The sequence below is a fragment of the Sediminibacterium sp. genome, assembly GCF_019264485.1.
Taxonomy (GTDB): Bacteria; Bacteroidota; Bacteroidia; order Chitinophagales; family Chitinophagaceae; genus Sediminibacterium.
The window spans coordinates 80,725-106,346 of the sequence record NZ_JAHVAA010000006.1; the positions used below are offsets into that span (position 1 = coordinate 80,725).

A 25,622-nucleotide genomic window follows, 5' to 3' on the forward strand; every position below is an offset into this window, starting at 1 on the left:
ATTAATATAAATAGCTTAATGCAGTTCTGTCGTTGGCATTGAATGGACGGTTTACACCAGAACCAATACAAGCCAGCATCCAGGAGTTGGGGTCTGGTCCGGAAGGTGTACCGGGAATCAGAATAGCACCAACAGTAGAAGCTCCTTCATTTACTGCAGAACCACCGCAACTATATGCACGGTTCATGTAGTCTGTATGACGGAAACCAATGCAATGCCCCAGTTCATGGGCAAAGATGGTAGCAGCATAATTAATAAATGTGCTTGAAGTACCCGAGCCGATAGCCCTGGTATTTACTTTTACTGAATTGAAAGGCTGACCATTTGATGTTGGGAACCCGGCAGAAGCCAGGTAACTTCCGCTGGCGCGGTCGAATGTAATGTTGGCACCAGAACTAACACGCTGTAAAGTAATTTGCAGGTTTTCTGCATTGTAACGACGTACCACTTCATCTAAAACCGGTCCATATACAGCAGCATCAATACGGCTGGTTAATGCAACGGTAATAACACGCGGTAAGCCTGTTACCAGATTGGTAGTTCTGTACTGCTCAACATCACCTACTCTTAAAATGGTGCCATTTAAAGAGCGTTTGAGATCAGATGTTGGAATAAAAATATCTCCTTCAACTATATAGCCTCCTTCTTCAGGAATAATATCGGTTGTGGAGAAACCAAGAGCTTTGATGCTGTTGATGACATCCTGTGAAACTTCTTGTTTGATTTCCTGCTCAGGACCAACAGCTTTTTTACAGGAAACAGCTGCCATCAGCAATACAATGGCAACCAGGGAAAGGCGCATGTTTTTTCTCATGTGTTTTAGTTTGGATTTTTACAAAGGATTTACAGCTTGAATTGGATTTAAGATTGAATTTAAGAAATGTAGGAATCAGTCAAAAGCAAATTTGAGCAACCCTGTTGCAAAACCGCAATGAAACTCAACATTCCTCAAAAACACTCAAAATCCTTTTAATAGATATACGTAAACGGGTAGAAAAATGATTTCCTTATCTTTAATTATTCCGGTTTCCTATGCACAAGAGATTATTGCTGTTCTGTTGGGTATTTGCACTGTTCTATGCAGGGGCACAAGATAAAATTCCACCTCATTTTTCTTATTTTGTTGAAGGTTCTTATACAGATAAGCCTTTGTTCAATCAACAAAAAACAGCTTTTCTCTTTCTTGGTAAAATTCCCGCTTCCATTAAAATAGTACGCAGACTGGCAGACACTATTGCTATTGTGCAGGTACCTGATTATTCCACATTTGATTTTCTTACCACAACAGGACGTTTATTCAATGCCAATAACCGGTGGAAACTTGCAGAAAATTTTATTGTTCCGGTCAGTGAAAAAGAGAAAGAAAAAATACAAAGCTGGATACTCGAACCGGAAAATGCAAAAACTTTTAACCAGTTCTTAGGTATTCACCCTTTTATTCAAATAGAAAAGATTGCAGACAACAATAAAGCTGTTCAGGTAAAAACATCCTGGAAATATATTGAACAATATATACTCAGCAGAAGTGATCTGCTTTTTATTGACCGGGTAAGACAGGCATTTACAGAAAGAGAGTTAACGGGTTTTGATCTCTCTGCCAACAAGGGAAACCTTGCGCATCGTACCTGGCCCAATATCAATGGTAACGGCATTACGATTTCAATTAAAGAAAATAAACCGGATACGGCGGATGTTGATATGGCTGGCCGGTACCTTTCATCCAATCTGTCATCGCCACGTGTTGAAACACATGCTACTACCATGGCCACCATTGCTGCCGGAGCCGGTAATAGTTTTTATACAGGCAAAGGTTTTGCATACGGAGCTTCCATTACTTCATCAGATTTTAGCAACCTGCTTCCCGATGCTTTATCTGAACTAATGCGACTGGGTGTTACGGTTCAAAATCATTCTTATGGAACGGGGATTGAAAATTATTATGGAGCTGATGCGGCAGCATATGATGATCAGATGCATACAGCCAATCTGAATTTACTGCACATATTTTCTGCCGGCAACCTGGGAACACAAACTCCGGTATCAGGAACTTATGCTGGCATTAATGGATTTGCAAATTTGACGGGCAGTTTTAAAATGTCGAAAAACAGTATTGCAGTAGGTGCTGCAGATTCATTTGGTATAGTGCCTTTGCTGAGTTCACGTGGGCCAGCTTATGATGGCCGTCTTAAACCCGAACTGGTGGCTTTGGGTGAAGATGGATCTTCAGGTGCCGCTGCTATTGTTTCGGGTATGGCTGCTTTGCTGCAACAAACCTGGAAACAAAAGTACACTGTGTTACCATTGTCATCAGCAATAAGGGCTGTTTTATTTAACAGCGCCGATGATGTGGGCATTCCACATATTGATTATCGTTCAGGTTATGGTATGGCAAATGCTTACAGGGCTGTGCAAACCATTCAGGATAACAGGGTGGTGCAGGATTATGTGAGAGATCAGCAACAATGGACACATCGCATACAGGTGCCTCCAGGGGCGAAGAACCTGAAGATTACCCTTAACTGGACAGACGCTCCTGCAAAAACAAATTCATACAAAGCAATTGTGAATGATTTAGATCTTGTATTGGAACACTTACCTTCTGCACAACAATGGCAGCCATGGGTATTGAGTTCATTTCCGCATGCCGACTCACTCAACAAACCTGCTGTAAGAAAGAAAGATACATTGAATACCAATGAACAGATAGTAGTTGAACAACCTGCTCCAGGAACCTATGAAGTAAAAGTGAATGCTTTTTCAATACAAACGGGCGGGCAGGATTTTGCCATTGCCTGGCAGTATGATACCACTGCTGATTTTTTATTCAGTTATCCGGTGAAAGGAGATCAGATGGATCCAGACAGAAAAAATACCATCCGCTGGGAAAGCAATATAACAGATACCGCTACGTTGGAATATCGACTCAATAGCGGAAACTGGTCAACAGTGTCAAATGCTGTTGATGTAACTAAAAAATACTTTCAATGGCAACCGCCAGATACACTGGCTACTATTCAGTTTCGTTTGAAAACAACACAAAATGTTTGGGTAAGTGATACGGCTGTTATATCAAGAAACCTGCAAATCTATACAGGGTTTAATTGTGCAGATTCATTTTTACTCTACTGGCAAAAAGCAAGGGTTGACAGTTATCGGGTATATCGGCTGGGTCAAAAATATTTAGAGCCACTGGTTAGTTTGGCCGATACTTCATTGATTCAATTCAAACAAAATAATTCCTTTCGGGTTTTCACAGTGGCTGCTTTATTACCAGGAAATATTGAAGGTAAACGGGCCTATGCATTTGATTATACCAACCAGCAAATCGGGTGTTATCTCAAAGGTTTTATAGCCGACCCGGTTGGTACAAATTCAGCAAGACTCAACCTGCAGCTTGGAACAACCTACCAGGTTTCTAAAATTGTGTTTGAAAAACTTACAAAGAATGGTTATGCTGCTGTTCAGGAAATAACGCCTGTAACTGCAAACCAGTTTACCATTACCACAGCCGCTAATAAAGGATTGAATATATATCGTGCAAGGGTTCAGCTAAACAATGGTGCATCTTATTATACACAACCTGAGCAGGTGATTCATTTTGTTGGACAGCCTTATTATGTATTCCCCAACCCGGTTCAGCCAGGGTCATCTATACAGGTACTTACTGAAGATCCGGATAATAAAATATTCCGGTTGTATGATTTGTTTGGAAGATTGCTGATGAAAGCAGTATTAACAGGAACAAGAAACCAGTTAGCAATGCCTTTGCTTCAAAAAGGAATTTATTTTTATACCATTACTCAAACCAACCAGCGTGAAATAAGTGGTAAGCTCGTAGTAGAATAAAACCCTGCGTAAACTCCTTTATCTCATATTCTCTGCGGTAAAAATTCACCGCAGAGAACGAGAGGAAATAGAGTTTACGCAGGGTTATTGAGAAATCTTGGAAATGTGCTTATCCTTTACCTTTTCCCTTTCCTTTACCGTTGCCATTGCCTTTGCTATGACCCACGGCTCTTCCGGGATGGTTTCTGTAACGATCATCATCGCTGTCTCTGATGACAATCTGTTTAGGACCTTTCCATCCTTTGTATTTTACACGATATACATCGGCTCTTAAATAAGGTCTGGGTTCATTGATCACCACTTTGGGTACCGAATACAAATTAATGTTTCCAAAACGGGTAGGCAGCGAAGCTGCAAATATCCATCTGCCACCATCGAGGTAAATAAAACGGCGTTGCGGCACATTATAATATACATCAACATCGGGGAGGTAATAATAATCTACATAATCATAACCCACCGGACCCCATAAGGGTTGTGAACCGATATTGATATTGGCATTGACACGAATCTGTGCAGTTGATTGCTGAACAAATGCCATACTCAATACAAAGCTGAATAGCGTAACTAATTTTTTCATGTTGCATGGTTTAATAACCATACTAAGGCAAATAGGATGCCAGCTTTAGCACTTAAGTATAACTTGCTTGCTTTCAGTACGTTATAATATAAAACTTATATGAGTTTTGAAAGAGACGATTTGTTAATAAAAGATTTTCCGGTCGCGCCCCACTACCATCCACTCTCCCTTTTTTTGATGATCCTGAACAGTAATGGCTCTTTCATAGAGTGCACAGGTTGGACAGATATGATAAGGTAACCCATACAGCACATCGCCCACTTTATAATGGTGATCTATCGGTGCTTTTAATACCATGTGTTCTTCACTTTGCGAAATGGGAACAAGATCATCTGCATTCAGCAAAACTACCCGCTTATCGATCGGGTTTTCTGCTGCAATGGATTTATGACCAAGATCGGTACAGATAATACCGGGCGCTGGTAAAGAAATAATACGGGTCATTACCAATGCAGCATGCACAAAAGGCTGTTCGGGAAATGAACTTGTATAACCATGATCCCAATACACAAAAGTACCTGGGCTGCAAACGATATTTTCTCTCTTTGCATGAATAGGGAAACTTGGACTTCCACCTGCAATGATGGATAGATGATCGGGATATTTAATCGCTATTCTGTTTTGTAAATGGATAACGCGGGCAAAAGCATCATCGCATTCCTGTTTTCTTTTCTCAGGGTCGGGGTTGCGCAAATGACCATCGTATGCATGTAAACCTGAGAGCCGGAGACCGGGTTCATTCAAACAGAAATCAACAAGATCCATTGCATCTTCAGGAGCTATACCTGTTCGGTTCATACCTACATTCAGATCGATATAAATGTTCAATATGCTATTATGGGTACGTGCATGTTTTGCGATAGCGGTTGCAGCAGCAATATTATCTGTAAGACAGGCATACGCTGTATCGCTGTAATGTTGAACAAGAGAAAAGAAACGATTCAGTTTAGGTCCGAGTGGCTGATAAGCTAATAACACATCCGGAGCTTTACAGATACCTAATAGTTCTGCTTCGGCAATAGTGGCACATTTAAACTGCTGAATACCGGCTTGCATGAGTAGCTGTGCCACTTCTTTTGTCTTATGTGTTTTAATATGCGGTCTTAACCTTTCGGGTCCACCCGTCATGGCAATAGCAGCATCTATATTTTTTTGTACACGATCGGGGTATACCAATAAAGCTGGAGAATCAACCTCATCGGTATTCTTCAATGCAAACCAGGATGTATGATTATTTAACGGCATAATTTTTTATCAGGCATGTAATTCGAAAAGGGCTTCAATTTCAACGGGAATATTTCCAGGTAGTGAACTCATGCCTACAGCACTTCTTACACCAACACCATTATCGGGTCCCCAGATGGCAGCAAACAATTCACTGCATCCATTGATTACATATGGATGGTCTGCAAAACCCTGTACAGCATTTACCATGCCCAATACTTTGATCACCCGTTTAATCTTATCAAGACTACCCAGTTTCTTTTTAATAGTGGCAAGCATGGCAAGTCCAACCTGTCTGGCTGCAAGTTTGGCGGCTTCTTTATCCATATCCAGACCTACAATACCCACTATCCAGCTACCATCGTTCTGTAAAGTGCCATGTCCTGAAAGATAAAGGTATTCGCCATCTATTAAACAGGGTTTATAAACGCCCAATGGCTCAGGTGCAGGAGGAAGTGTTAATTGTAAGGCTTCAAAAGCGGCATCAGGAGAGATAAAAGACATATAGATAATATTTAAAAGAAATTCTGTTGCTCAAATTAAAAGATTCTATAGATATGCGCAACAGAACTGTTATTATCGCCACAGATTCACAGATTTTAAACAACTAATCTGTGAATCTGTGGCGATAAAATACTTGCCCGATTGCAAAGCAACTTTTTATTGTGAATAATTCACACCCAAATGTGGACTAATAACGACGCGGCTTTCGGTGCTATGCAGCAGTATTTTGTACTTTAAAGAGTTAATCCTGAAGCCGCATGATACCATTACCATTGGTGATACCCGAAACACCCAAAATTGCAAAGACAGATTTTGCAAAAGTGTTCAGAAATCCTGCTACGGGTCATCATTCTTTACACGCTGCAGCATTCTTCGATACAGGAGATTTAATCTGTTCTTTTTCGGCACAGGAAACCTACACCACACCCAGTTATCTTACTTTGCAAACAGGATTGCACAAACATATTTCTTTATCACCAGACTGTTTACAATACACCAATCATAGTTGCGACCCAAATGTTTTTTTTGATACGGATAAAATGGAGCTTATTGCACTTCGTTCCATACAGCCTGATGATGAATTAGTATTTTTTTATCCATCTACTGAATGGCAGATGGCTTCACCTTTTTCATGTAATTGTGGTAGTGTAAAATGCCTCGGAACAATAGCAGGTGCAGCAGCTTTGCGACAGGACCAGTTGAATACTTACCGGCTCACTTCTTTTATTCTGTTACAAATTGAAAACCGATAGTTATTATTGCGCATGCAGATCTACGAGTTAAGTAAAGAGCAAACTACTCAAATCCACGTATGGGTACTGGCACCATCGCTGCAAACCAATGATCCGAACCTGGATTATTATTACGACTTCTCACAAAGCATTGCTGAGTACACAAAAATATTTTCAGACTTAGGTATTAACTGGCAATGGCAACCGGTGACTTTACAGGATTATGCTATTGTGATCAGCAGGATTATTGAGGAAAAAGAAAAGGGGATATATACACCCGTTGTATTGAATTTATGCGACGGAGATGAAATCAACGGAACTCCCGGAATTTCTGTGGTGCGTATGCTTGATGCATCGGGATTAATTTATACCGGCGCAGATGCTTTTTTTTATGCAATCACCACATCGAAAATACCCATGAAAAAAGCCTTTGATGCAGCTAATGTATCAACAGCGCCCTGGTTACCCATTCATGTGGCGGCAGATGCAGGAAAAGGATTGTTTGAAAAATTAGGAACACCTGTTATTGTAAAACCATCGGTATCAGGTGGAAGTATGGGTGTAGGTGTACGCAATGTGGTTGATAATATAAATGACCTTGAGACACAGGTGGCAGCCATGTTTAAAGGCTATCGGGGCTGGGATCTTGCTGTAGATGGATTGATAGCAGAGGCATTTATTGAAGGCCCCGAATACACCACCATGATTGTAGGTTCCTGGACAGAGCCGCAATATTGCAAAGTGTATAAGGGAGTAGAAAGGGTGTTTCATGCATCATTACCGGAGAAAGAAAAATTTCTGTCTTTCGACCGCTTATGGGAAATCTATGAAGAAGAAACACCCATGCCGGAAGATGAAAATTTTTATGAATACAGGGAGGCAGACGCATCCATACAAAATGAACTGAAAAAATTAAGTCTCGCAGCTTTTCTGGCGGTAAAAGGAACAGGATATACAAGGGTGGATATCAGACAGGATAAAAAGTCGGGAAAACTATATGTGCTCGAGGTAAATGCACAATGTGGTTTAAGTGAAGATGAAGATTATACTTCTATTGGAGCCATTTTAAAAGTAAACCAGCAAAGTTTTGCTAATCTTATCATGGAAATCATCGGCGAAGCTATTCACCGTTATACAAAACAAACCGAAGAAAGAACAGCAGCATGGCCTGCCAACAGTTCAGCACGTAGATAAAGGACCATGGAAAAACAGCAAACTACTTTCAACGCAAACTGGGCAGCAGGGAAAAAAATTGCCGTATTGCAACCTGATTATTCAACTACTGATGTTGACTATAAAGATTATGATCCGCCACGTAACCTCAGCCATTTATTACCCGGCGCCACAGTGGATCACATTTTTCTGAATAAACTCACTACCTATAAACAATTAAAAACATTACAATACAAAGGCTACGATATTTTTGTAAATCTCTGTGAAGGATACCTTGAATGGGAAGTACCTTCCATAGATGTAATCTATACACTCGAACTGTTAGCACTTCCTTATACCGGTCCAACCACACAACTCTACGATCCTTCCAAAGAAATGATGAAATACCTCGCTTATTGCGAAGGAGTGAATACGCCGGCCTATTTGCTGGCAGATGAAACAACTGATATAAACAGCATAGCCCTGCTTGGGTTTCCTTTATTTGTAAAACCTGCTAAAGCAGGAGACAGTCTGGGTATTGATCAGGCATCACTGGTACACAACAAAGAAGAACTCGGCAAAAAAATTGCATCCTTGGTTCCTGAATACCCGCAGTTGCTGGTGGAACAATATATTGCAGGAAGAGAATTTACCATACTTATTGCAGCCAATGATGATGGACATACCGCAACTACTTTTCAACCTGTTGAATTTATTTTTCCGGAAGGATACACATTCAAGACTTATGAACTGAAAACATCGGCCTTACATCCATCTGCAAATATTCCCTGTACGGATCCTGTCATTAACAAAGAACTGAGAGCAGCAGCACAAAAAATCTTTAAGGGATTTAATGGTGTGGGTTATGCAAGACTCGATTTCAGGATGGATGAAAAAGGTGTATTGTATTTCCTGGAAATTAATTTTACCTGCTCTGTTTTTTATACCAATGGCTATGAAGGATCGGCCGATTATATACTGCAATACGATGGTATTGGGCAGGCCGGTTTTTTGCGGCACATGATCCTAGAAGGAATTGCCAGGCATTTACGCATGCAGAAAAATTACCAGATTAAAGGCAATGCCCTGGCTGGTTATGGCATTTACGCCACAAGAAATATCATGTGTAATGAACTGGTCTTCAAAGGTGAGGAGCGGGCACAACGCATAGTTACCCGCCGTCAGGTAGAACTGCACTGGAACGATGTTGAAAAAGAAATTTTCAGACGATATGCTTATCCCCTGAGTAATGAAGTATTTTTGCTCTGGGACAATGATCCTGCAGCATGGGCTCCCCAAAACCATAGTTGCGAACCCAACACTGCTTATGATGGTTTGAATGTTAAAGCCATCAGACCCATACAAAAAGGCGAAGAACTAACCCTCGATTACGCCAGTTTTCTGGACGAACACATGGAGCCCTTTCAATGCCAATGCGGAAGCACAGGCTGTAGAAAATGGATCACCGGAACACCCGGTAATACCGTTACACTAAGAGAAATGCAACAACGCTCTTAAACTACTGCAGAAGGAAATTGTCCAACTACTAACCCAATCATCACCGGTGTATTATCGGTAACAGGTGCCTGTAACCTGATTGTTCATTATTTGAATGAAAGGAATTGTTATGTTAGAAATGAATGTCTTGAGCAAACTGATTCGTCAGCATAAAATGCGACTGGGTGTTACCTATCTGCTGTTTTCACTTGAAATGACGGGTGCCTTATTGCGCCCCTTTTTTCTGGGTATGGCCATTAACGATCTGATGCAGGGTTCTTATCGCGGACTTATTATACTATCAGCCGTGCATTTTGCCTGGCTGGTAATCGGTACGATCAGGCATCGATATGATACAAGAACTTATTCCACTATTTACACATCGCTGGTTACAAAGTTTTTATCAAAAAGAATCAAGTCGGCTGAAGTATCAAAATTGAGTGCACACTCAACACTGGCAAGGGAGTTTGTTGATTTTCTGGAGTTTGATCTTGTGTATATTATAGAAGCATTCTACAATATAGTAGGGTCAATGATTCTATTGTTCTTTTACCAGTCGTCGGTGGTGTTTTTGTGTCTTGCTATATTATTACCTGTAATGGCCATCAGTTATATCTATGGTAAAAAAATGAAACGACTCACCCGATTAAAAAACGATGAGCTGGAAAAACAGGTAAACATCATCTCATCGGGCGATAATAAAGCCATTCACCGGCATTTTAATAACCTTCGCAAATGGCAGATACGCATCAGCGACCAGGAAGCCTGGAACTTTGGTATCATGGAAATGATGGTAATGGTAGTTATAGCAGTATCCTTACTCATTACCAACCAGGTAACGGGTACAACCGTATTGGCGGGGCATATTATTGGCATTTATAACTATATCCTCAAGTTTGTATCGGGTTTGGATACCATTCCATACACGGTTCAACGTATCACGGCACTGAACGATATTACACAAAGGATACAGTTGCAGATGAATGAGCAAGAGGAAGAAATAAGTCCTTCATCAGTGCCATCTATCAAACCGAGAGAGAGCGCAGCCTGATGGGATAGTATTTTTTGCTACTGAGGGCACAGTCCAAAGGACTCCTATGGAGAAAAGCACTGAAATTTTTCTGTGTATATCAGTGCCTTCAGTGGCAACAATCACTTAATAGCTTAAACAGTCTCACTACTCCACCCGATAAAGGTTTTCTGGTGTGCAGAAATCTTCCTAATTTATCGTCTCATAAAAGGAAGAAACTGTTATGTCATCTAGAAGAAAATTTTTACAAAACACTTCATTGCTTACAGCGGGGGCGATACTCGCATCATCATTCAGAAATGGCTTTATGCCCAGCGACCAGGTACGTATTGGCGCCATCGGCATCAATGGTATGGGATGGTCGAATCTCACCGCTGCCTTAAAAGTACCGGGTGTAGTAGTGGTTGCCATTTGCGATGTAGATCAATCCGTAATTGACAAACGTTTGGCCGATCTGCAGAAAATGGGGATTGATATCAATACGGTTCGTGTTTACCGCGACTACCGCAAACTGCTCGATCAGAAAGATATTGATGCAGTGATTATCGGCACGCCCGATCATTGGCATGCATTGCAGATGATACATGCCTGTGAAGCAGGTAAAGATGTTTATGTAGAAAAACCAGTAGGCAACTCCATCGTAGAATGTAATGCCATGATGGCCGCACAAAAACGCTATGGAAAAATAGTACAGGCCGGACAATGGCAACGCAGCCAGCAACATTTTACCGATGCAGTGAATTTTGTACACAGCGGTCAACTCGGAAATATAAGAACTGTAAAAGTGTGGTGTTACCTCGACTGGAAACAACCGCTTGACCGTAAACCCGATTCAGCAGTACCACCGGGTGTTGATTACCAGCAGTGGTTGGGTCCGGCGCAGAACAGACCCTTCAACAGTAACCGTTTTCATTTTACGTTTCGCTGGTTCTGGGATTATGCCGGTGGCTTAATGACAGACTGGGGTGTACACCTGTTAGATTATGCATTGATGGGTATGAAAGCCGATACGCCAAAATCAATTGCAACACTCGGCGGCAAATTTGCCAAACCCGATTCGGCTGATGAAACACCCGATACACTCATGGCATTGTATGAGTTTGATAAATTTAATATTGTGTGGGATCATGCAGTAGGTATTGGCAATGGAAACTATAACCGCGATCATGGTATTGCATTTATAGGCAATGCAGGAACACTGGTGCTCAACCGTAATGGGTGGGAAGTGATAGAAGAAAAAAAGAATGAACCAAGGGTAGCACTTCCATTTCAGAAATCAACAGATAATGGGTTGAATAAACACTGGGAGAATTTTATTGCAGTGGTACGATCACGTAAAGCAGAGCAGTTGAATTGTTCGATACAAGAAGCTGTAAAAATTGCACGTTTATCTCAAATGGGTAATATTGCATACAGGACCAACAAAAAATTATTCTGGGATAATAAACAGGGACAGTTCACCGATAACAGCATCAACCAGCAATACCTGGCAGCTAAATACCATAATGGTTACAAATTGCCGGTTGTTTAAAACTTAAATTATAACGAATAACTCAGTATAATCTCCCCTTCTCCCTTTCTCTTTGTTAAAGACGTTCAAAGTATTCGTGAGTAGCTGTTTTGGGAGACTTTTTTAACAAAGAGAAAGGGAGAAGGGGAGATAATGCAGGGGGATTCTTAATTATTATTCATCACTAACGAAGCAGAGATCATATGAAAAAACAACACATCTTATTACCACTTGCCATCATGGTTTGTGGAATGGTACAGGCGCAGAACAGAAGAATTAATATGGACAGTTTAGTACAGCTCTCTAAGAAAACAGAAGTATGGGAACCTGTTCCGGCCAAAGTAACACCTGGTAAAACAGCAGCCGATGCGCCATCAGATGCCATTGTATTATTCAACGGAAAAGACATGAATGCTTTTCAGAAAAAAGGCGGAGGTGCACCTGGATGGAAAATAGAGAAAGACGGGTCACTCACTGTTGTAAAAATGTCGGGTGATATAGAAACCAAACAGGGCTTTGGCAGTTGCCAGTTACATATTGAATGGAAATCACCGGCTGTTATTGCAGGTAGTGGACAGTCGAGAGGAAACAGCGGTATATTTTTTATGGGTGAATATGAATTACAGGTATTAGACTCATACGAAAATCCAACCTATGTAAACGGACAGGCAGGCAGCATTTATAAGCAACATATTCCTCTGGTAAATGCCAGCCGCAAACCCGGTGAATGGCAATCGTATGATATCGTTTTTACTGCACCACAGTTTTATGGTGATGGAACCGTACAAACACCCGCACGTATTACCGTGTTTCATAATGGTGTACTGGTACAAAACAATGTAGAGATTAAAGGAGGCACAGAATGGATTGGTGCACCCAGCTATAAGAAACACAAAGACAAGGAACCAATTGTATTACAGGATCATGGAAATGATGGTGGCAACCCGATGAGTTATAGAAATATCTGGGTGAGAGAGCTGTAGAAACAGAGGAATAAGGAACAGAGGAATAAGGAACAGAGAAAGTGAGGAGGAGAATATTTTCTACTTTCTCTGTTCCTTATTTCTAATATATAGAGTGCCTAATAGCTAAAAGCTAAAGGCTAATCCCCAAATCAGGTAAAAATACCTATTGACAATCCCCGCATTCTGCTCTTATCTTGCAGCCGTATCATTATTTAATGGATTCATGAAACAAATAGCAGCACCTGCAGAGATATTACAAACGGTTTTTGGATACAACGATTTCAGGCATAACCAGCAGGAGATTATTGAACATTTACTAAATGATCAGGATGCGGTTGTACTCATGCCCACCGGTGGTGGTAAAAGTTTATGCTACCAGGTACCTGCTTTATGTGTAGATGGAGTAACGGTGGTGGTGAGTCCATTGATCGCCCTCATGAAAGACCAGGTAGATGCACTCCTGCTCAACGGAGTAAAAGCTGCTTTTCTAAACAGTACACAACACCCTTCAGAAAGAGAACAGATATTACAGCAGCTCAGGCGAAACGAATTAAAACTATTGTATGTGGCACCGGAACGTTTGGTGGGTGCTGAAATTAATTTACTTCAATTCTTAAAAACAGAAGCCAAACCAGCACTCTTTGCCATCGATGAAGCACATTGTATCAGTCAGTGGGGACACGATTTCAGACCGGAGTACAGGGTATTAAGCGAACTGAAAACACAGTTCCCCCATATTCCTGTGATTGCATTAACGGCTACTGCAGATGCTCTTACCAAAAAAGACATCATCGACCAGCTTCACCTGAAGCAATACAGGGTTTTTGAAAACAGTTTCAACCGGCCCAATATCACTTACTACGTAAAACCCAAACGTAATTATTATGATGAGCTGACAGATTATCTCGAAGAACATAAAGAAGACAGTGGCATCATTTACTGTTTGAGCAGAAATGCTACAGAACGATTGGCCGAAGACCTGAAAGAAGATGGTTTTAATGCAGCAGCTTATCATGCCGGACTCGATAAAACCACACGTGATGAAAGACAAGATCTTTTTCTGAAAGATGATATACGCATTATTGTGGCCACCATTGCATTTGGTATGGGTATCAATAAAAGCAATGTGCGCTTTGTAATACATGCCGACCTTCCTAAAAATATTGAGGGCTATTACCAGGAAACAGGAAGAGCGGGCAGAGACGGACTACCCAGTGAGGCATTGTTATTTTATGGATCAGGTGATGTAATAAAGCTCAAGAATTTTGCACAGGTAGAAGACAATCCGGAGCAGACAAAAATTCTGCTCGACAAACTGGATAAGATGGTGGCCTTCTGCGAAACCCGGCAGTGCCGCAGAAAATACCTGCTGAATTATTTTGGTGAACAGGCACCAGACTATTGCGGTACCTGCGATACCTGCATTCATAAACCCGAATTATCGGATCAGACCATTGTGGCACAAAAAATTATGAGTGCAGTGGCAAGGGTGAATGAAAAATTCGGACTGGGTTATATTGTAGACCTGTTAAGGGGAAGTGCCAGTGAAAAAATAAAAACAGAACATAAACAGTTATCGGTATATGGTATTGGTAAAGACAAACCTAAAGATGAGTGGATGCACTATACCAAAGAATTATTGGCCAGTGGTTACCTGCAAATGAGCGACGGGCAATACCCCTTACTAAAACTCACCGAAAAAAGTAAAGCAGTATTATTCAAAGGAGAGAAAGTATACCTGCATGCACCTGTACAGATAGTAACCACGATAAAAGAACCGGTAGTATATCAACAGCATGCGTATGAAAAAGAACTCTTTGAAAACCTGAAAAGACTTCGCAATAAAATGGCGCATGAAGAAAATGTGCCGGCATATTTAATATTGAGTGATAGTAGTTTGATGGACCTGGCCACATACCTGCCACTGGCTGCAACCGACCTGAGTAAGATATCGGGTTTTGGTATGTATAAGATTGAAAGATATGGTCAACCCTTTTTAGAAATGGTGCAGGACTATTGTAATGAACAGGGTCTGGATACCCGTATAGAACTCAAACAACCCAAAAGAGAAAGAAGAACAGCAACACCAAGAGAAAGAGAAACCGATACTAAAAAACTCAGCCTCGATTTGTTTAAAAGCGGCATGAGTGTGGAAGCCATTGCAGCACAGCGCGTGTTATCACCTAATACCATTGAGTCGCACCTGGCTTATTATGTATCAAAATCGCAACTGGATATTGCAGCACTCGTGCCTGCCGATAAAAGAGAACTCATCGTGGCAGCCATTCAGCGGTTTGGTAAAAACGGGCTGAAACAACTCAAAGAAAACCTGCCGGAAGAAATCAGTTATGGTGAAATCAGGTTGGTGATTGCTGCAGATGAAACAGTTGCCTGATTTTTTAAATGCAGTACCCATGGCAAATAAAAAAATCTCCATATTGATTGCTGATGATCACCTGATCTATCGGGAAGGGTTAAAGATCATGCTGTCGAGAGATCCGCAGTTTTGGATCAAGGGAGAGGTGAGCAATGGGAAAGATTTGTTACTGCGTGTAAAACAGCTGGCACCCGATATCATCATTACCGATATTAAAATGCCGATGATGGATGGTATAGAAGCAGTGAAAAAATTATGCCGCACTTATCCCGGCATAAGAATCATTGCACTGAGTTCATTCAGTGAAGACTATCTCATCATTGAAATGCTGGAAGCGGGGGCACATGGTTTTTTGGTAAAAGGTATTGGTATGGAAGAATTATCAAGGGCCATCCGAATCGTATACCAGCATAAATCATATTTCTCACAGGAGATCACCGAAAAAATTTCGCGGATCATTGCCGGAAAAAATACCGATCAAAAGAGCCTGCGGCATATTTCACTCACAGAAATGGAAAAACAGATCGTAAAACTGATTTGTAAGGAGTTAACCAGTAAGGAAATAGCCGCCCGTTTGTCTGTAGGTAAAAGAACCATCGAAAGTTACCGTATCCGTATTATGGATAAACTGGGGGCTAAAAGTGTGGCATCCATCATAACATATGCGCTCAGATCGGGTTTAATCAGGGCGGGTGGTTGTTAGCTTTTAGGGGGGTAAATGAGTGCATGCTTACTTGCCAACAACTAAATATCTTTATAAACCTGAACAGCTGATAACTCCTGATTGCTAACTGCTAATAGCTAAAAGCTAATTGCTAACATCCAACAGCAATCCACTACACCAATAAATTCCTGCTATTCGGGGTAAAAAAGCAGGAAATCAACGATTTGACTAATTTTTAACCACTTCCATGCAACCAATTCTGTTATTTTTGCGCCCTATTGCCATATATTGGCGCAACGAAACGAGAACATGAAAAAGATAGTATTACTGCTTTTGGCCTTTACAGGAACCCTGCTGGCTACCGCACAAAAGAATGAGACGAAGAAAAAAACAGACTGGAGCAAGATCGACCTCAGCGACCGTCCTGCAGATCACCTGATGATACAGTATGGTGGCGATAGCTGGACCAACCGTCCCGACAGTGTTCGTACCGGTAATGGCTTCAGCAGGCATTTCAACATCTATTTTATGGTAGATAAGCCATTCAAGACCAATAAAAGAATGAGTATTGGCCTGGGTGCAGGTTTGGGAACGAGTAATATCTTTTTCAATAATACCAAAGTAGATATCAAATCACCCACCACCCGTTTACCATTTACCAATGTAGACAGTGCGAATCATTTTGATAAATTTAAACTTACCAGTATCTATTTTGAAATACCGGTAGAACTGCGTTATTATTCAAACCCGGAAGATCCTTCCAAATCCTGGAAAGCGGCCATCGGCTTTAAGCTGGGTACCCTGCTGAAATCATATACCAAGGGAAAGAACCTGGTAAACAAAAATGGCCAGAGTTTATATGGAACTTCTTATGTAGAAAAAGAAAGCAGCAAGCGATTCATCAACGGAACCATGCTGGCAGCTACTGCAAGAGTAGGTTATGGTATCTTTTCTATTGATGCGGGCTACCAGTTGAATGGTGTGCTGAAAGATGGAACAGGTCCAAGCATGAGAAAGTTTTCAGTAGGTGTAACCATTAGTGGATTATAAAACAGAAGAACAGCAGAATGTCGAATATCCAGTTTCGAAGTTGGACATTAGATATTCAACATTCCTCTGTTCACCAAAACCCCGTCACCCGCTCAATAGGCGGTGACGGGGTTTTTAGTTAAAAAACCAAATGGGTTGACTGGCTCATTCGCTATTCTTTCTAAAAGGGTACAGGGTAATAGTTAGAACAGGTCAGGCAAATCATTTTTAATCAGTCCCTATGGACGGGCCTCATTGGGGTCGGTGTCAAGCGCAGCGAAGACAGATCAGATCGTGCGCAGCAGATCTGATCAGAGGCCAATGCAGCCCGGGAATAGGGACGGGGCCCAACGGCCCATGAGTGAAAATGAATTTTGAATAGTTGGGTATTTGTTTTTAATAGCACAATGCGTTAACGGTTACCTTTGCAAAAAAGAGGAGTAGATTTTGATTGAGAAGCAACATAAAATAAAAGAAGAAGAGAAAGCAGTACTCGTGGGTGTTATTCAGAAAGAACAAACCCAGGAGCAGGTATACGAGTACCTAGATGAACTGGCATTTCTCGCCGAAACAGCAGGTGCACAAACCGTGCGGAAATTCACGCAGAAATTGCCACATCCCGACAGCAGAACATTTGTGGGTAAGGGGAAGCTGGAAGAGATTAAAGAATATGTGTCGGGGAAAAATATTGACCTTGTTATTTTCGATGATGAACTTACCGGTTCACAAATCACCAATATTGAAAAAGAACTGGGTGTAAAAACCATTGACCGAAGCGATCTGATTCTCGACATATTTGCCCGCAGGGCGAGAACGGCACAGGCCAAAGTGCAGGTAGAGCTGGCACAATACCAGTATCTGTTACCAAGATTAAAAGGTATGTGGAAACACCTTGAGCGTCAGGGTGGTGGTATCGGAACCAGAGGTCCGGGTGAAACAGAGATTGAAACGGATCGTCGTATTGTAAAAGACAAGATTTCACTGCTCCGGAAAAGATTGGCAGAAATAGACAAACAATCATTTACACAGCGAAAAGAAAGAGGAGAGCTCATTCGTGTATCGTTGGTAGGTTATACCAATGTGGGGAAGAGTACCCTCATGAATTTATTGAGTAAGAGTGAAGTCTTTGCCGAGAATAAATTATTCGCCACGCTCGATACCACCACCAGAAAACTGGTTTTTGAAAATACACCATTCCTGTTGAGCGATACAGTAGGTTTTATACGCAAGCTGCCGCACCACCTGGTAGAAAGTTTTAAAAGTACGCTGGATGAAGTGCGTGAAGCCGATATTTTGTTGCATGTGGTAGATATATCACATGTACAGTATGAAGACCAGATTGGTGTGGTGAACAAGACATTACAGGAACTGAAAGCCTTTGAAAAACCTATTCTTACCATCTTCAATAAAATGGATCTCTATGAAGAGCGAACATTTGATGAATGGCTGGAAGATGAAGTAAAACAGGAGATATTATTAGAGCTGCGCGAAAAATGGGAAAGGGCTACCGAACATAATTGTGTATTCATATCGGCACTCGAAAGAAAAAACATTGATGCACTGCGCGAACTCATACTAAATAAGGTGAGAGATATGTACCAGGTGCGTTACCCTTACAAAACGGTACAGTACTAACCAAACCCTCTACGGTTATCTCTGTGTTCTCTCGTTCTCTGCGGTGCCCTTCCTTCGTCAGGGTGACGTTTGGAACCCCACCGCAGAGAACGAGAGGACGGGGAGTTTTCGCAGAGGAGGTTTGTTATAATTCTTTCAGCCAGTGAATGCTGTAGGTACGGTTTCCATTGGAAACACCACGTATGTTGAAACCGAGGCTCCACCTGGTTTCCCAGGCTTTACCCATTCTGAGACCTGCTCTGAGAACAGGATCGAAACTATCGAAAGGCACTTTACCTACAGAAGTATATATTTTGGTATAACTGTACTGATATCCGCCACCTACATAAATACCGAGCGATTTTTTAGTATCATCTGAAGCTGAGTGTAAACCAATATTGAGATCGGCAACGATGGGTATTTCAAAAGCGAGGTGCGCCCCTTTTTTACCCCGGATAGTATCTCTTTTGGTACCATCAAAATCAAAAGAACGATAGCGGTTGGTAAAACTTACACCCAGCATCATAGGAGAGCCGATGCTTACAGAACCCCATCTCCATTTAATCAGGTCTTTTCGGATGCTGTACACAATACCAATTTGTTTAACACGCATAGAATATTGTGCATCAATGGCAGAACTATCTGTTCTGTACCTGGCCAAACCGCTGATATCAGCTCTGCTACCCAATAAACCAAAGCCTTGGTCAACACCACGGTTCTGTGAAAAACTACTGATATTGGCGGCTAATAAGAATATGAGTAAACTGAGTAACGATTTCTGCATCTTTATGTTTGGATGTTGGAGGCACAAACCTAAGATATTATAAGAAAAAAATATACTAAAATGTTTAATTCGGATAAGAAATGGTATAAAATCGGCGAGACGGAAGCGGAATTTCAATGGCAGAGCAACAATATGTGTGTGATTGATGTGGCGGGAAAGAAAATGACACTGGCAAAGCACCAGGAAGGCTTATATGCATTTGCGTATAAATGTCCGCATGCCAGTGGTATTATGGCCGATGGTTTTGTGGATGGAATGGGGCAGGTGGTTTGTCCCTTACACCGTTATCGTTTCAACATAAAAAATGGCCGGAATACCAGTGGAGAAGGCTATTACCTGAAAACCTACCCTTTGGAACAGCGGGCAGACGGTATTTACATCTCATTTTGAGCATTTTTTTGGATATAGATTTTGCCAGATTGCATTTTTCCCTATTTTTGCCACCCCGAAAGGGAAACGGTATTCCCAAATAGCTCAGTTGGTTAGAGCATCCCGACCGTAAGTCGGGAGGGTCTCTGGTTCAAGTGGTTTTTTTGGAAACACATACTCCCAAATAGCTCAGTTGGTTAGAGCATCTGACTGTTAATCAGAGGGTCGCTGGTTCAAGTCCAGCTTTGGGAGCGAAATCCTCACAGCAATGTGGGGATTTTCTTTTTTATACATCCCATTAGCTCAGTTGGTTAGAACATCCCGACCGTAAGTCGGGAGGGTTCGCTGGTTCAAGTCCAGCTTTGGGAACACCCCCCACATTGAAACTCTCTATTCAGTAAACCATTGATTAACAGCATCTCGCACCTCCGAAAACAATAATTTCAATTTTCTGTTCTTTTGTTCACCCTGAAACCCTTTGCTGCATTGGGTTTGCTCGCACCAACAACACAGTCACAACACGCTTTCAACACTGTTCAACATAGTTATAGTGTTATGCTCTGTTTTGGTTGAGTACATAGTCTCTTTGAAACAGCAGTAAACCCTGTATGAGGGGTGTTGGGTGAACGATTGGGGTATTACAGAGTAGAAAATAGATTGGTCAGACGATATGGGTAAGTAGGTAGACTGCCAATTGCACTTTCATGTACAGTACGGACCAACAAAACAAAGGGAAAATTTTACTGTACTACTTTCTCCAGCTTCTTCGCCAGGTTTGTATTTCCCCAATTGGCCAGCTCATGCAATAGTGGAATAAGGCTTTTGCCCGATTTAGTGAGACGATATTCAACCCTTGGAGGCAGCTCTCTGAACTCCTCACGTTCTATCAGTGATAACTCTTCCAATTCCTTCAACTCATTCGACAATACTTTATTAGATATACCAGGAATGATCTGGTTGAGTTTGCCAAACCGGATTGATTTGTCGCCAATACAACTCAGGATAATGGGTTTCCATTTACCACCTATGATAGACATGGTTCGGGTAACAGGGCATTGAAAGGGGTTGGTGATGGATCGCATAAAAAACTGGTTACCTGTAAGTTACTACTATTCACTAATTCAGTTACAAAAATACACTATTGTTATTAGCTTTGTAAAAAAACAACCATGAAAAAACTATTTGCATTCCTTACCACTATTTTATTTATCAGCCATATGCAGGCACAAAATTCAAATGAAAACATCATTAAAGAATGGCAGCGGGCTAAAACTTATACCAAAGAGTATTTAGATGCGATGCCCGAAACCGGTTATGCACTAAAGCCCACCAAGGAAATGCGTTCATTCGCTGCCCAGTTTTTACACCTGAGCGATGCCATTTATGGATTTGTAGCATCAGCGACTGATGAAAAACCTCCTTTCGGTTTTGGTGAAATGGAAAAATCGAATGATGAAAATAAAGCCAGTGTAACCAATAAAGTAATGGCTGCCTATGATTTCGCCATTAACGCCATCAAAAAATATCCAACACAAAATTTACCACAAACGGTAAAACTGTTTGGTCGTTTCGATATGAGCAGACAGCTGGCCATTGAAAAATGTTTTGAACACCAGACACACCACAGAGGACAGGCAACCGTTTATTTAAGATTAGCCGGCGCCACACCACCTGCTGAAAAATTATTTTAAATACACGAATCATGAAACTGCTGAAATTTATTATCACTACCTGTTGCGTATTAAGTGTAACAGTTGAAGCCCGTTCCCAGTTAAACGGTAATGCTTCTGCAAAATGGAAGAGACTAAGTTTGGGAAAGCAGGCTTTTGACCTGCACAATGTAACAGGTGAAATAGTAAAATTTCAGGGTAAAGAAGTAATGAAGATAGAAAGGGATTTAAAAGCCATTCCCTTTGACTCAACCAATATTGAAAAAACAGTTGATGAACCTCATTATGCGCGGTTGGTTGATTTAGGTGATTTTGAAAATGGCACCATTGAAGTGAAAATGTATAGTCAACTTCAAAACCCGGCTCCTTACTCTGGTATCGCAGGTTTTATAGGTGTCTATTTCAGGATTAAAGAGGATGATTCCGCTTTTGAAGGTATTTACGTGAGACCCAAAGTGGGTAGAAGTAATAACCAGCTTTTTAGAAACCATGCTGTTCAATACATGTCATATCCACATGCCAAGTTTGATACCCTTCGTAAAATAGCGCCATTCAAATATGAGGGTTCTGCGCCTGTGGCTTTGAATGAATGGATCACTATGCGTATTGAAGTAAATGGTGAAACAGCGGAGATGTTTATCAATGATCTGAAGTACTCCAGTTTTGTTGTTGATAAAATGTTGGGCAAGCATACAACAGGTGGCATCGGACTGTATGTTGATATAGGAACCGTTGGTTATTTCAGAGATTTGAAAGTAATCAGGCGATTATTGAAAGCCAAACCTAAAACAGGAGAAAAAGTAAGCTCTATTTAATATTAGCTGCACTTTATATCAAATAAATAATCAGCGCCCTTTGCATTTGCAAAGGGCGCTGATTATTTATCGATACAGGCTGATTTGATTTTGCAGCGACTTCAAATACATTGATTATATTGAAGACAAATCTGTTTACATGCATAAGATTGCTCTACTGATGTTCATCACGTTTTCATTCACAACAGTTATTGCCCAGCAAAAAACAACAGTACCAATCAAAGGCCTGAAAGCAGAAGTGGAAGTATGGAGAGATGAATGGGGCATGAATCATATCTATGCAAAAAATCAATACGACCTGTTTTTTACACAAGGGTATTGTGCAGCCAAAGACAGGCTCTTTCAGTTTGAAGTATGGCGCCGTCAGGCAACAGGAACAGTTGCAGAAATATTGGGCGCCAGAGAACTGAAAAGAGATATCGGCACCCGGTTATTTATGTTCAGGGGTAATATGGATAAAGAACTGAACTATTATCATCCACAGGGAAAAGAAATCATCAATGCATATGTAAACGGTGTAAACGCCTATATCAAAGAAATTAATCAGACACCGGAAAAACTACCCATTGAATTTAAACTGCTCAATATTCAACCCCAAACCTGGACTCCTGAAGTAGTTATTTCCAGGCACCAGGGTTTATTGGGCAATATTACGCAGGAACTCAATATTGCATTGGCCATTCAGAAAGTAGGAATAGAAAAAGTGAAAGAGATTGTATGGTTTCATCCGAAAGACCCGGATCTGAAAATGGACAGTACCATTCGTGTTGACCTGTTAAGTGCTAAAATACTCGATCTCTACAATGCTTATCGCAAAGATGTAAGCTTCATGAAAGAAGACCTGGCAAATCCGATAATGGATGCAACAGCAATGCTGAGCCAGATGAATATCAAAAGAGAAAAAGAAGCATTTGAACTAAACCCTACTACAGAAGGTAGCAATAACTGGATTGTAAGCGGAAAGAAATCAGCCAGCGGTTATCCTTTGCTGGCCAATGATCCACACCGGAAAATTGCAGCGCCTTCATTAAGGTATATGGTACATTTGGTAGCACCCGGCTGGAATGTGGTAGGTGGCGGTGAACCCGAAATTCCAGGTGTTTCTATCGGGCATAATGAATATGGAGCATGGGGTCTCACCATCTATGAAACCGATGGCGAAGATTTGTATGTGTACGACCTGAACCCTTCGAATTTAAATCAGTACCGACATAAAGGAAAATGGGTGGATATGAAGTTGATAGAAGAAAAGATAGGGGTGAAAAATGCGTCAACGGTTACTGCCCGATTATATTATACCCTGCATGGTCCGGTTACCTATATCGATTCAGTTAATCATAAAGCCTATGCGGTTAAATGTGCATGGATGGAACCAGGAGGTGCACCCTATCTCGCTTCTTTAAGAATTGATCAGGCAAAAGACTGGGCCTCATTCAGGGAAGCCTGTTCTTATAGTCATATACCCGGAGAGAATATGATATGGGCAGATAAAAAAGGAAATATAGGATGGCAGACGGTGGGTATTGTTCCTGTAAGAAAAAATTTCAGTGGTTATGTACCCATACCCGGTGATGGCCGGTATGAGTGGGATGGTTATTTACCTATTAAAGAACGACCACATATACTCAACCCCGCAAAAGGATTTTTTGCAACCGCCAATCAGCATGTAACACCTGCTTCTTATAAAAGATGGGACGCGGTAGGTTATACATGGGCCGATGCCTACAGGGGCGATAGGGTAAACCAGGTACTGAGTCAGGATAAAAAATTTACCATTGAAGAAATGGCACAATTGCAAAATGACTATTTCTCTATTCCTGCAAGCGAACTGGTACCCTTGCTCAAAACGGTACAGCTTACGGATGAAGCATCCATTGCAGCAAAAAAATACTTCGACCAATGGAATTTTGTATTGGGTATGGAAAGTATACCGGCAGGTATCTATGCCCAGTGGGAACGGCAAATATATGTGCAGGCTGGAACCATGTTTATACCCGCCGAAGCAAGAGGGTTGATCAATTTTCAGTTAACCACTATTATTAAAATGCTGAAATCGCCGGCGTCCTATTTTAAAGAATCGGGCAAGTCTGCAGAGCAATTAAGAGATGCTTTTCTTGCCACCACCTTCAAAGATGCAGTTGCAGCATTGAAGACAAGACTGGGTACAGATATGAGCCAGTGGCAATATGGACAAACAAAATTTAAACATGCGTTGATCCGCCATCCCTTATCGGCTTTTGTAGAAACGGGCTTGCGTAATAAATTAGATCACGGTCCCATGCCAAGGGGCGGTAACGGACATACGCCCGGTGCAAATGGTGGAATCGATAATCAATTAAGCGGTGCCAGTTTCAGGTTGGTAGTGGATACCAGAGACTGGGATAAAACATTAATGATTAATACACCCGGACAATCGGGCGATCCTGCAAGTCCATACTACCATAATTTATTTGAAAAATGGGCAAAGGATCAATTCTTCCCCTCCTATTTTTCGAAATCTAAAATACTGCAACACACAAAAGAAATTTCGCTGTTACAACCGGCTCGCTAAGCAGGTAGGTTTTTAATGACAATAAATTTGCTTACCGATATTTAGGTATTTTAAACTTAGAGTAGCAGTTTAGTTTCACTGCTATTAGATGTTCAGTAAACTTTTTTTACTTTACAATTGTTGTAAACAGTATATATGCGATACCTTTTCTTATTTGCCGCTTTACTATCTTTTAAGGTGAGTTTTTCCCAGGATATTACACTCACCAAAGGAGAAACTGTTAATTACCTGAAGAAAAAACTGAATGAAATAAATGGAGAATATACGGTGAGGATCGGGGCGGCTACCAGCTTAGACGATAAATATGTAGCGAACCCCTATATGTATTTTAACGAAAGTAGTATGAACTTTAGCTATAGCCTTTATTTCAGACCTTATAATAACACGAGCATACCCGCTCTTTTTTGTAGTTATTCATTTACTTTCAATCCAATGTATATTGATACCATTTATGCCCCAAGTGCTGGTAGCGGTTTGATGAGTGTTTGGTTAAAAAGAGGTAATGGGAAATATGTATGTACCTGTTCGCAGTATTATCCGCAATTCAATAAAAATGAAAGTACCAGTTTAATCAGTTGGCCCGTTCCCATAAACGACCCTGATTATGCCAATAAAATCCGCAAAGCATTGCTGCACCTGCGCGATTTATTAAAAGCCGAAGACGATCCATTCGGAGGTTAATTATTACCGGAAATAATTGCTCATAGCCT

22 protein-coding genes and 1 tRNA gene are annotated in these 25,622 nt (G+C 41.2%); 17 read left to right on the plus strand and 6 right to left on the minus strand.

Annotation, left to right across the window (positions count from 1 at the left end; all coding sequences use genetic code 11):
- Nucleotide 1 precedes the first annotated feature (1 nt).
- Nucleotides 2-814: a M57 family metalloprotease gene (locus KXJ59_RS03440; RefSeq protein ID WP_295201187.1), complete on the minus strand. Its 813-nt coding sequence runs from the start codon at nucleotides 812-814 to the stop codon at nucleotides 2-4.
- 218 nt (nucleotides 815-1,032) lie between these two features.
- Between KXJ59_RS03440 and KXJ59_RS03445 the strand changes: the two genes are divergently transcribed.
- Nucleotides 1,033-3,846, plus strand: a complete 2,814-nt coding sequence (locus KXJ59_RS03445) for a S8 family peptidase (RefSeq protein ID WP_295201189.1) — start codon at nucleotides 1,033-1,035, stop codon at nucleotides 3,844-3,846.
- A 109-nt stretch (nucleotides 3,847-3,955) separates the two neighbouring features.
- On the opposite strand, the gene KXJ59_RS03450 is transcribed toward KXJ59_RS03445, so the two are convergent.
- The 3 genes from KXJ59_RS03450 to KXJ59_RS03460 all read right to left on the minus strand — a co-directional run bounded on the left by KXJ59_RS03450 (nucleotide 3,956) and on the right by KXJ59_RS03460 (nucleotide 6,154).
- Entirely contained in the window at nucleotides 3,956-4,426 is a 471-nt protein-coding gene (locus KXJ59_RS03450; protein ID WP_295201190.1) for a hypothetical protein, read from the minus strand.
- A gap of 123 nt (nucleotides 4,427-4,549) precedes the next feature.
- Nucleotides 4,550-5,671 (minus strand): D-TA family PLP-dependent enzyme, encoded by a 1,122-nt coding sequence (locus KXJ59_RS03455; protein ID WP_295201191.1) that lies wholly within the window; start codon nucleotides 5,669-5,671, stop codon nucleotides 4,550-4,552.
- 9 nt (nucleotides 5,672-5,680) lie between these two features.
- Nucleotides 5,681-6,154 carry a RidA family protein gene (locus KXJ59_RS03460; RefSeq protein WP_295201193.1) on the minus strand — a complete coding sequence of 158 codons (474 nt, stop codon included), beginning with the start codon at nucleotides 6,152-6,154 and terminating at the stop codon, nucleotides 5,681-5,683.
- Nucleotides 6,155-6,411: 257 nt separating this feature from the next.
- Between KXJ59_RS03460 and KXJ59_RS03465 the strand changes: the two genes are divergently transcribed.
- The 10 genes from KXJ59_RS03465 (at nucleotide 6,412) to hflX (ending at nucleotide 18,744) form a co-directional block, all read left to right on the plus strand.
- Nucleotides 6,412-6,906, plus strand: coding sequence for an SET domain-containing protein-lysine N-methyltransferase (locus tag KXJ59_RS03465; RefSeq protein ID WP_295201195.1), 495 nt, complete (start codon nucleotides 6,412-6,414; stop codon nucleotides 6,904-6,906).
- Between the two features lie 12 nt (nucleotides 6,907-6,918).
- The gene (locus KXJ59_RS03470) at nucleotides 6,919-8,079 is read left to right on the plus strand and encodes a hypothetical protein (protein WP_295201197.1); all 1,161 of its coding nucleotides are present in this window, start codon (nucleotides 6,919-6,921) and stop codon (nucleotides 8,077-8,079) included.
- A gap of 6 nt (nucleotides 8,080-8,085) precedes the next feature.
- Nucleotides 8,086-9,555, plus strand: a complete 1,470-nt coding sequence (locus tag KXJ59_RS03475) for an SET domain-containing protein-lysine N-methyltransferase (RefSeq protein WP_295201199.1) — start codon at nucleotides 8,086-8,088, stop codon at nucleotides 9,553-9,555.
- Nucleotides 9,556-9,682: 127 nt separating this feature from the next.
- Nucleotides 9,683-10,585, plus strand: a complete 903-nt coding sequence (locus tag KXJ59_RS03480) for an ABC transporter six-transmembrane domain-containing protein (RefSeq protein WP_295201200.1) — start codon at nucleotides 9,683-9,685, stop codon at nucleotides 10,583-10,585.
- 202 nt (nucleotides 10,586-10,787) lie between these two features.
- A complete protein-coding gene (locus tag KXJ59_RS03485) occupies nucleotides 10,788-12,095 on the plus strand; it encodes a Gfo/Idh/MocA family oxidoreductase (RefSeq protein ID WP_295201201.1) in 1,308 nt (435 codons plus the stop codon).
- Between the two features lie 182 nt (nucleotides 12,096-12,277).
- Nucleotides 12,278-13,057: a DUF1080 domain-containing protein gene (locus KXJ59_RS03490; RefSeq protein ID WP_295201203.1), complete on the plus strand. Its 780-nt coding sequence runs from the start codon at nucleotides 12,278-12,280 to the stop codon at nucleotides 13,055-13,057.
- A gap of 205 nt (nucleotides 13,058-13,262) precedes the next feature.
- A complete protein-coding gene (recQ, locus tag KXJ59_RS03495; RefSeq protein ID WP_295201204.1) occupies nucleotides 13,263-15,434 on the plus strand; it encodes a DNA helicase RecQ in 2,172 nt (723 codons plus the stop codon).
- Nucleotides 15,435-15,453: 19 nt separating this feature from the next.
- The gene (locus tag KXJ59_RS03500; RefSeq protein WP_295201207.1) at nucleotides 15,454-16,119 is read left to right on the plus strand and encodes a response regulator transcription factor; all 666 of its coding nucleotides are present in this window, start codon (nucleotides 15,454-15,456) and stop codon (nucleotides 16,117-16,119) included.
- Nucleotides 16,120-16,389: 270 nt separating this feature from the next.
- Nucleotides 16,390-17,130, plus strand: a complete 741-nt coding sequence (locus KXJ59_RS03505) for an outer membrane beta-barrel protein (RefSeq protein ID WP_295201210.1) — start codon at nucleotides 16,390-16,392, stop codon at nucleotides 17,128-17,130.
- Between the two features lie 426 nt (nucleotides 17,131-17,556).
- Nucleotides 17,557-18,744, plus strand: a complete 1,188-nt coding sequence (hflX, locus tag KXJ59_RS03510) for a GTPase HflX (protein ID WP_295201212.1) — start codon at nucleotides 17,557-17,559, stop codon at nucleotides 18,742-18,744.
- 124 nt (nucleotides 18,745-18,868) lie between these two features.
- Here hflX and KXJ59_RS03515 read toward each other — a convergent pair whose 3' ends face one another.
- Entirely contained in the window at nucleotides 18,869-19,507 is a 639-nt protein-coding gene (locus KXJ59_RS03515) for a hypothetical protein (RefSeq protein ID WP_295201214.1), read from the minus strand.
- Between the two features lie 60 nt (nucleotides 19,508-19,567).
- Between KXJ59_RS03515 and KXJ59_RS03520 the strand changes: the two genes are divergently transcribed.
- Nucleotides 19,568-19,897 (plus strand): Rieske 2Fe-2S domain-containing protein, encoded by a 330-nt coding sequence (locus KXJ59_RS03520; RefSeq protein WP_295201216.1) that lies wholly within the window; start codon nucleotides 19,568-19,570, stop codon nucleotides 19,895-19,897.
- Between the two features lie 157 nt (nucleotides 19,898-20,054).
- Nucleotides 20,055-20,128, plus strand: a tRNA-Asn gene (locus tag KXJ59_RS03525).
- Nucleotides 20,129-20,616: 488 nt separating this feature from the next.
- Here the strand turns inward: KXJ59_RS03525 and KXJ59_RS03530 are convergent.
- Nucleotides 20,617-20,958: a helix-turn-helix domain-containing protein gene (locus KXJ59_RS03530; protein ID WP_295201220.1), complete on the minus strand. Its 342-nt coding sequence runs from the start codon at nucleotides 20,956-20,958 to the stop codon at nucleotides 20,617-20,619.
- Nucleotides 20,959-21,045: 87 nt separating this feature from the next.
- Between KXJ59_RS03530 and KXJ59_RS03535 the strand changes: the two genes are divergently transcribed.
- The 4 genes from KXJ59_RS03535 (at nucleotide 21,046) to KXJ59_RS03550 (ending at nucleotide 25,593) form a co-directional block, all read left to right on the plus strand.
- A complete protein-coding gene (locus KXJ59_RS03535; protein WP_295201222.1) occupies nucleotides 21,046-21,567 on the plus strand; it encodes a DinB family protein in 522 nt (173 codons plus the stop codon).
- An 11-nt stretch (nucleotides 21,568-21,578) separates the two neighbouring features.
- Nucleotides 21,579-22,361 carry a family 16 glycoside hydrolase gene (locus KXJ59_RS03540; RefSeq protein WP_295201224.1) on the plus strand — a complete coding sequence of 261 codons (783 nt, stop codon included), beginning with the start codon at nucleotides 21,579-21,581 and terminating at the stop codon, nucleotides 22,359-22,361.
- 139 nt (nucleotides 22,362-22,500) lie between these two features.
- A complete protein-coding gene (locus KXJ59_RS03545) occupies nucleotides 22,501-24,912 on the plus strand; it encodes a penicillin acylase family protein (protein WP_295201226.1) in 2,412 nt (803 codons plus the stop codon).
- A 135-nt stretch (nucleotides 24,913-25,047) separates the two neighbouring features.
- Nucleotides 25,048-25,593 (plus strand): hypothetical protein, encoded by a 546-nt coding sequence (locus KXJ59_RS03550; RefSeq protein ID WP_295201227.1) that lies wholly within the window; start codon nucleotides 25,048-25,050, stop codon nucleotides 25,591-25,593.
- The last annotated feature ends 29 nt before the right edge of the window (nucleotides 25,594-25,622 follow it).